This window comes from Streptomyces sp. NPDC055078 (assembly GCF_053607985.1).
Map to the genome: position 1 here is coordinate 1 of NZ_JBSGUP010000399.1, position 7,546 is coordinate 7,546.

The 7,546-nt window shown below is 70.3% G+C and carries 4 protein-coding genes and 1 pseudogene; 1 reads left to right on the forward strand and 4 read right to left on the reverse strand.

Annotated elements, in window-relative coordinates:
- Nucleotides 1-85 precede the first annotated feature (85 nt).
- The 4 genes from ilvN to ACWF94_RS27315 all read right to left on the reverse strand — a co-directional run bounded on the left by ilvN (nt 86) and on the right by ACWF94_RS27315 (nt 7,170).
- Nucleotides 86-610 carry an acetolactate synthase small subunit gene (gene ilvN / locus ACWF94_RS27300; RefSeq protein ID WP_258787877.1) on the reverse strand — a complete coding sequence of 175 codons (525 nt, stop codon included), beginning with the start codon at nt 608-610 and terminating at the stop codon, nt 86-88.
- A 28-nt stretch (nt 611-638) separates the two neighbouring features.
- Nucleotides 639-2,495, reverse strand: a complete 1,857-nt coding sequence (locus ACWF94_RS27305; protein WP_453493875.1) for an acetolactate synthase large subunit — start codon at nt 2,493-2,495, stop codon at nt 639-641.
- A 215-nt stretch (nt 2,496-2,710) separates the two neighbouring features.
- Nucleotides 2,711-5,518 carry a putative bifunctional diguanylate cyclase/phosphodiesterase gene (locus ACWF94_RS27310; RefSeq protein WP_453493878.1) on the reverse strand — a complete coding sequence of 936 codons (2,808 nt, stop codon included), beginning with the start codon at nt 5,516-5,518 and terminating at the stop codon, nt 2,711-2,713.
- A 701-nt stretch (nt 5,519-6,219) separates the two neighbouring features.
- Complete coding sequence (locus tag ACWF94_RS27315) at nt 6,220-7,170, reverse strand: 2-hydroxyacid dehydrogenase (RefSeq protein WP_453493881.1); 951 nt, start codon at nt 7,168-7,170, stop codon at nt 6,220-6,222.
- Nucleotides 7,171-7,310: 140 nt separating this feature from the next.
- Here ACWF94_RS27315 and ACWF94_RS27320 point away from each other — a divergent pair.
- Nucleotides 7,311-7,546: pseudogene (locus ACWF94_RS27320) on the forward strand (PQQ-dependent sugar dehydrogenase); the annotation flags it as partial.

A 7,546-nucleotide genomic window follows, 5' to 3' on the forward strand; every position in this document is an offset into this window, starting at 1 on the left:
GTTCCGGGTGGTGCCGTGCGGCGCCGTGCGGTTCCGGGTGCGGCCGTGCGGCCGGGCCACGGGTGGCCGGGGCCCCGGGTGCGGGTTACGCGCTGCGGTCCAGTGCGCGCAGGGACCGGTCGGTGATGGACCGGGCGCCGCGCCCTATGGCGATCGTGCCGGACTGGACGAGTTCCTTGATGCCGAACTGCTCCAGCATCTTGAGCATCGCCTCCAGCTTGTCGGTCGAGCCGGTCGCCTCGATCGTGACCGCCTCGGGGGAGACATCCACGGTCTTGGCGCGGAAGAGCTGGACGATCTCCACGATCTGGGAGCGGGTCTCGTTGTCCGCGCGGACCTTCACCAGGACCAGTTCGCGCTGGATCGCGGCGCCGGGCTCCAGCTCGACGATCTTGAGCACATTGACCAGCTTGTTGAGCTGCTTGGTCACCTGCTCCAGCGGGAGGTCCTCGACATTGACGACGATGGTGATACGGGAGATGTCGGGGTGCTCGGTCACGCCGACGGCGAGTGAGTCGATGTTGAAGCCCCGGCGGGAGAACAGGGCGGCGATCCGGGCGAGGATGCCGGGGGTGTTCTCGACCAGAACGGAGAGCGTGTGCTTGGACATGGGGTGGGTCTCTCGTCTCTCTGCTCGGTCAGTCGTCTTCGTTGTCGCCGAAGTCGGGGCGGACGCCGCGAGCGGCCATGACCTCGTCGTTGGAGGTGCCGGCGGCGACCATCGGCCACACCATGGCGTCCTCGTGGACGATGAAGTCGATCACGACGGGGCGGTCGTTGATCGCGTTGGCCTCGGCGATGACCTTGTCGAGGTCCTCCGGGGACTCGCAGCGCAGGGCGTGGCAGCCCATCGCCTCGGAGAGCTTGACGAAGTCGGGGACGCGGGTGCCGCCGCTGGGCTCGACGCCGTTGCCGTCGCCGGAGTGCAGGACGGTGTTGGAGTAGCGCTGGTTGTAGAACAGGGTCTGCCACTGGCGGACCATCCCGAGCGCGCCGTTGTTGATGATGGCGACCTTGATCGGGATGTTGTTGAGCGCGCAGGTGGTCAGTTCCTGGTTGGTCATCTGGAAGCAGCCGTCGCCGTCGATCGCCCAGACCGTACGGTCCTGGGCCCCGGCCTTGGCGCCCATGGCCGCCGGGACGGCGTACCCCATCGTGCCCGCGCCGCCGGAGTTCAGCCAGGTGGCGGGCTGCTCGTACTCGATGAAGTGGGCGGCCCACATCTGGTGCTGGCCGACCCCGGCCGCGTAGATGGTCCCTTCGGGGGCGAGCTGCCCGATGCGCTGGATGACCTGCTGCGGGGAGAGGCTGCCGTCCCCGGGCTGGTCGTAGCCGAGAGGGTAGGTCTCGCGCCAGCGGTTGAGATCGCTCCACCAGGCCGCATAGTCGCCCGTGTGCCCCTCGCTGTGCTCGGCCTGCACCGCCTGGACCAGATCGGCGATGACCTCGCGGGCGTCCCCGACGATCGGCACGTCCGCCGTGCGGTTCTTGCCGATCTCGGCCGGGTCGACATCGGCGTGGACGATCTTCGCGTACGGGGCGAAGCTGTCCAGCTTGCCGGTGACGCGGTCATCGAAACGGGCTCCGAGGGCGACGATCAGGTCGGCCTTCTGGAGTGCGGTGACGGCGGTGACCGAACCGTGCATGCCCGGCATTCCGACGTGCAGCGGGTGGCTGTCGGGGAATGCGCCCAGCGCCATCAGGGTGGTGGTGACGGGGGCTCCGGTGAGTTCCGCGAGGACTTTCAGCTCGGCGGTGGCATGGGCCTTGAGGACCCCGCCGCCGACGTACAGGACCGGCCGCCTGGCCTGGACGATCAGCTTGGCGGCCTCCCGGATCTGCTTGGCGTGCGGCTTGGTGACCGGGCGGTAGCCGGGCAGATCGTGGGCGGGCGGCCAGCTGAACGTGGTGCGGGCCTGGAGGGCGTCCTTGGCGATGTCGACCAGGACGGGCCCGGGGCGGCCGGTCGAGGCGATGTGGAACGCCTGGGCGATCGTCCGCGGGATGTCCTCGGCCTTGGTGACCAGGAAGTTGTGCTTGGTGATCGGCATGGTGATACCGACGATGTCCGCCTCCTGGAAGGCGTCGGTGCCGATCGCCTTGGAGGCGACCTGGCCGGTGATCGCGACCAGCGGCACGGAGTCCATGTGCGCGTCGGCGATCGGGGTGACGAGGTTGGTGGCGCCCGGCCCCGAGGTGGCCATGCAGACGCCGACCTTTCCGGTGGCCTGTGCGTAGCCGGTGGCGGCGTGACCCGCGCCCTGCTCATGACGGACCAGGATGTGCCGGACCCGGGTGGAGTCCATCATCGGGTCGTACGCGGGGAGGATGGCACCGCCGGGGATGCCGAAGACCGTGTCGGCCCCCACTTCCTCAAGAGAGCGGATGAGGGACTGCGCGCCCGTGACGTGTTCGACTGCGGCGGTCGGGTGTCCGCCGTTACGGGCCCGCGGCTGCGGATGGTGGGCCCCAGTGGCCTGCTCGGTCATCGGCATTCTCTTCTCGAAGCTGAGGGTTTTGCGACGGTTTCATACGCTGGGCACAGGTGCCGGTGCAACAAAAAACCCCTCGTGCCGGAAGGCAAGCGAGGGGAGCGCGTCGGGAGGGGTCTGCGGGACCTTGAGGAAGGTCCCGCTCAGCCGACGCGCTTTCCAAGTACGAGAATTCGGGTGCGCATGGCACAGACCCTCTCCCCGCCGCGCCATTACTGTCAAGCGGGTGGGACGCGCGTCTCACTATTTGAGCCATTGCGGGTGGCCAGCGCGCGCCCGGTCAGGACGGGCAGCGCCATCCCCCCGGGCAGCGGGACCTCGTCACGGCCCAGGGCGCGGCGCAGCCGGTACTCGTCCAGCGCACCGGAGAACGCCATGCCCTGGCCGTGGGTACACCCCATGGCGCGCAGCGCGAGGACCTGCTCGGGCACGTCGACGCCGTCGGCCACCGACTGGAGACCGAGATCACCGGCGATCCGGAGCAGCCCGCTGGTGATCTTGTGCAGCCGTGCCGACTCGACGATGCCGTCGACCAGCCCCCGGTCGAGCTTCAGTACGTCCACGGGGAGTCTGCGCAGGGCGTGGATGGCGGCGTAGCCGCTGCCGAAGCCGTCGAGCGCGATCCGCACGCCCAGTCTGCGCAGCGCCACGAGACGCTGTTCCAGCTCGTCGAAGGGGATTCTCGGATCGCTGTCGGCCAGTTCGACCACCAGCGCCCCGGACGGCAGGCCGTGCCGGGTGAGCAGGGCCTCCACACTGCCGAGCGGCATGGAGCGGTCCAGCAGCCGGCGGGCGGAGAGCCGCACCGAGACCGGTACCCGGTGGCCGAGCGCGGCGCGCTCGGCGGCCTGCTCGACGGCCTCCTCCAGCAGCCAGCGATCCAGCTCGGCGGTGCGGTCGCTGTCATCGGCGACCCGCAGGAACTCGGCCGGGGTGAACAGGATGCCCTGCGCCGAGCGCCAGCGCGCCTGGGCCGCGACAGCCTCGATCCGGCCGGTGGTGAGGCTCACCACCGGCTGGTGCAGCAGCACGAACTCGCCCTCGTGCAGCGCGCTGCGCAGCCGGGCGGCCAGCTCGGAGCGCCGGACCACTTCGGCCTGCATCTGGGGTGCGTACAGCTCCACCCGGTCCTTTCCGCCCGCCTTCGCGCGGTACATGGCGAGATCCGCGTTGCGCATCAGATCGGTGGGCGTGATCGCGGGCTCGGCGAAGGCCACCCCGATGGAGGCGGCCACCCGGACATCGTTCCCGTCGATGCGGTACGGCTGCGAGAGCGTGAGCCGGAGCCGGTCGGCGATCTCGGTGACCTGGCTCTCGCGGGCCGCCCGGTCACGGGTGCCGTCACCGATGATGAGCGCCGCGAACTCATCGCCGCCGAGCCGGGCCGCCGTGTCACCGAACCGTACGGAATCGGCCAGCCGGTGGGCCGCCAGGATCAGCAGTTCGTCGCCCGCCTGGTGGCCCAGCCGGTCGTTGACGCCCTTGAAGCCGTCGAGATCGATGAAGAGCACGGCCGTCCCCGGGTCACCGGCTCTTCTGCCGCTGAGCGCCAGGCGGACCCGCTCGGTGAACAGCGCGCGGTTGGGCAGATCGGTGAGGGGATCGTGCTCGGCACTGTGCTGTAACTGCGCCTGGAGCCGTACCCGTTCGGTGACGTCCCGGCTGTTGAAGATCAGGCCGCCCTGGTGGCGGTTGACCGTGGACTCGACATGGAGCCACTCCCCGCTGCCCGAACGGAAGCGGCACTCGATCCGGGTGGTGGGCTCGTCGGCGGGCGAGGCGGTCAGGAACCGGCGGACTTCGTGGACCACCCGCCCGTGGTCCTGGGGGTGGATCAGGGTGGCCAGCTCGGAGCCGATCAGCTCCTCGGCCTCGCGTCCGTAGACACCGGCCGCGGCGGGGCTCACGTACCGCAGGATCCCGGTGGTCGCGGCGATCATGATGACATCGCTGGACCCCTGGACGAGCGAGCGGAAATGGTTCTCCTTCTGGGCCAGCTCATGGGTGAGGGAGATGTTGTCGAGGAGCATGATCCCCTGTCGTACGACCAGGGCGAGCACGACCAGGCAGCCGGTGAGGACGACGACCCGGTCGACGTTGCGCCCCGCGACAACGTTGTAGAGAATCCCGAGGGTGCAGACGGCCGCGGCGAGATACGGGGTGAGGGCCGCCAGCGAGCCCGCGACGGGGCGGCTGGGCTGACGCGGGCCGGCCGGCTCTCTCGGCGTCTCCGCGGGCCTGCGCGCGCCCCAGGGGGCGTATGCGAGCAGCAGGGAGCCGGCGAACCAGCCCGCGTCGAGGAGCTGCCCCGAGCGATAGCTCTCGCGCAGCAGCGGCGAGGTGAACAGCGCGTCGCACAGAACGGTCAGGGCGAGCGCGGCGATGGCCGTGTTGATCGCGGACCGGTTGGCGGCTGAGCGCCTGAAGTGCAGCGCGAGGACCATGCTGACCAGCACGATGTCCAGCAGCGGATAGGCCAGGGAGAGCGCGGCGGGAGCCACGCTCTCCCCCTGGAGATGCGGGGCGTGGGCGAGCGCGAGGCTCCAGGAGAGGGTGAGCAGCGAGCCGCCGATGAGCCAGGCGTCGAGGGCCAGACAGACCCAGCCGGCCCGGGTGACCGGGCGCTTGGCGAGGACGAGCAGGCCGATGATGGCGGGCGGCGCGAAGCAGAGGAAGAACAGGTCGGCGATGGACCAGCTCGGCACCGTGCGGTCCAGGACGATCTCGTACCAGCCCCATACGGCGTTCCCCGCGGCGGCCATGGTGGAGGAGAGCGCGAACAGCAGCCAGGCGAGCCGCAGCCGGGGCGGATTGGTCCTGGCGTAGAGAAAACAGGAGACGGCGGCGATGGCGGCACCGACACTGAGTCCGAAGTCACCCATGATCAGAGCCAGTTGACGTGATCCCCAGCCGAGGGCGGCGCCGACCGCGTAACCGGCGCAGATCAGGGCGAGGACGAGCTGGGAGAGCAGTCCGGTGCCGCTGGGGACCGACTGGCGGGCCATGAGCGCTCCCTGGGCGGTCACCGGGCCCCTCCTCTCGGTACCGCCGGGGCGGGAGCGGCGCCGGAGGGTGTGGCGGGGTGCGGTGCGGCGGGGTGCGGTGCCTCCGGCGCCGGGAGCGGTGGCGGAGGCACCGCCGCGGGCGGGAGTGCCGGTGTCCCGGTGACGGGTGTCGGCGGCGGCGGCGTCCCGGTGAGGAAGGTCGGCCCGAACGTCCGCGGGAACGTCCGTGGCAGCCTCCGCGGGAACCACCGCGGGCACCTCTGCGGCAACCCCTGAGGGAAGCTCTGCGGCAGTCCCCGAGGGAAGCTCTGAGGAAAAGGGAGCGTCACCGCGCCGGGGCCGGTCGTCGCCGGGGAGTACGGCGGGGCCCCGGCCGGTCCGGCGGCCCTTCGTGGAGCGGGTGAGGGTCGTCGTCGGCGGCCCCGCCGCGTCGGATCTTTGGTCCATTGGCCGTGCATCGCCCGTCGCCCCCCTCGAAGTCTGATCGGCATTCAGGTCGCGATACCGCACCGCCCCTTGCATCCGGTGCAGCCCCCAGGTCGGGACGATACACCAGGATCGTCACTCAGGGACATAGGCCCTCTACTCTCAGTGACCATCATTCGACGGGTCGGCACGCGGGGCGATCGGATGACTTCGCAGAGTTTTCGCTTGTGACGGTGGGTCGACAGGTGGTGTCACCACCGTGCCGGAAGGCACGGCGGGTCAGTGGGGTATTGGAGTCATTCGGTGGTGAATACGACGTTGTTGAGGGGCTCACCGGCGATGAAACGGGTGACCTGAGCGGCGAGCAGCCTCTTGGCCCGGGGCATGAACGCCGAGGTGGGGCCGCCGACATGGGGGCTGATCAGCACTCCGGGGGCGTGCCACAGCGGGTGGCCCGGGGGCAGCGGCTCCGGGTCGGTGACATCGAGGGCCGCCATGATCCGCCCGCTCTCGGTCGCCGTGAGGAGGGCCTTGGTGTCGACGACGGCACCGCGCGCGACATTCACCAGCAGGGCGCCGTCCTTCATCCCGGCGAGGAACTCGGAGTTCACCAGGCCCCTTGTACTCTCGGTGAGCGGAGTGGACAAGATCACCACGTCGGCGTCCGGGAGCAGCGCGGGCAATTCCGCGAGGGCGTGCACCGGACCGCGCATCGCAGTGCGGGGGGAGCGCGCGACGCGCACTACCCGCGCGCACTCAAAGGGCGCGAGCCGGTCCTCGATGGCCGCGCCGATCGCGCCGTAGCCGACGATGAGCACCGACTTGTCGGCGAGCGCGGGATGGAACCCGCTTCGCCACTCCCCTTTGTCCTGTCCCCGAACAAATCCGGGGATCCCGCGCAGTGAGGCGAGAGTGAGAGCGAGGGCCAGCTCCGCCGTCGAGGCGTCGTGTACGCCCTTGGCATTGCAGAGGCGTACACCGGAGTGCAGCGCTCCGATGTGCGGCTCGACATGGTCGATGCCTGCGGAGAGTGTCTGAATCACGCGCAGGGATGTCATCGCGGCCAGCGGGCGCAGGGCGACCTCACCGGACTGGAGATAGGGAACGGTGTAGAAGGCGCAGTCGGCCGGGTCCGCCGGGAAGTCGGGGCCGCCGTCCCAGAACCGGTACGCGAACCCCGATCCGGCGGGTGCGGGAAGTCCTTCGACGTCGTCGGCAGGTATGGAGAGCCAGATGTCCGCAGTCATGCTCAGGAGGCTAATCGCCCGGCGGCGGACGCGGTGAGGCGTTCCCCGTCGGATGGCCGGGGATCGGGAACCTGATCGGCGCGAGCGGTGTAAGAAGGGTAGTCAGGCAGCTCAAGCAGCCGTCGAAGGGAATCGAAACTGTGCGACGTCCTGGTGTGCCGGTCGTCCTGGCCGCTGTCGTGGTCCTGCTCATCACCGGGTGCTCATCCGGTGACGACGGGGCATCGGGCGGCCGGAAGGGGGCGACCTCCCCGGCTCCGGCCGGTTCCGCGTCGGGCGGCCCGTCGGCCGGCGGGCCGGCCGCGTCGGCGCCGCCCGCGAAGGGGTCCGTGAAGGTGGTGTCGACGCTCACCGAGGGGCTGAAATCGCCCTGGGG

Bases quoted from the DNA above. Each gene is read 5' to 3' on its own strand.
- ilvN (WP_258787877.1), bottom strand. From the start codon at position 610: ATGTCCAAGCACACGCTCTCCGTTCTGGTCGAGAACACCCCCGGCATC.
- ACWF94_RS27305 (WP_453493875.1), bottom strand. From the start codon at position 2,495: ATGCCGATGACCGAGCAGGCCACTGGGGCCCACCATCCGCAGCCGCGG.
- ACWF94_RS27315 (WP_453493881.1), bottom strand. From the start codon at position 7,170: ATGACTGCGGACATCTGGCTCTCCATACCTGCCGACGACGTCGAAGGA.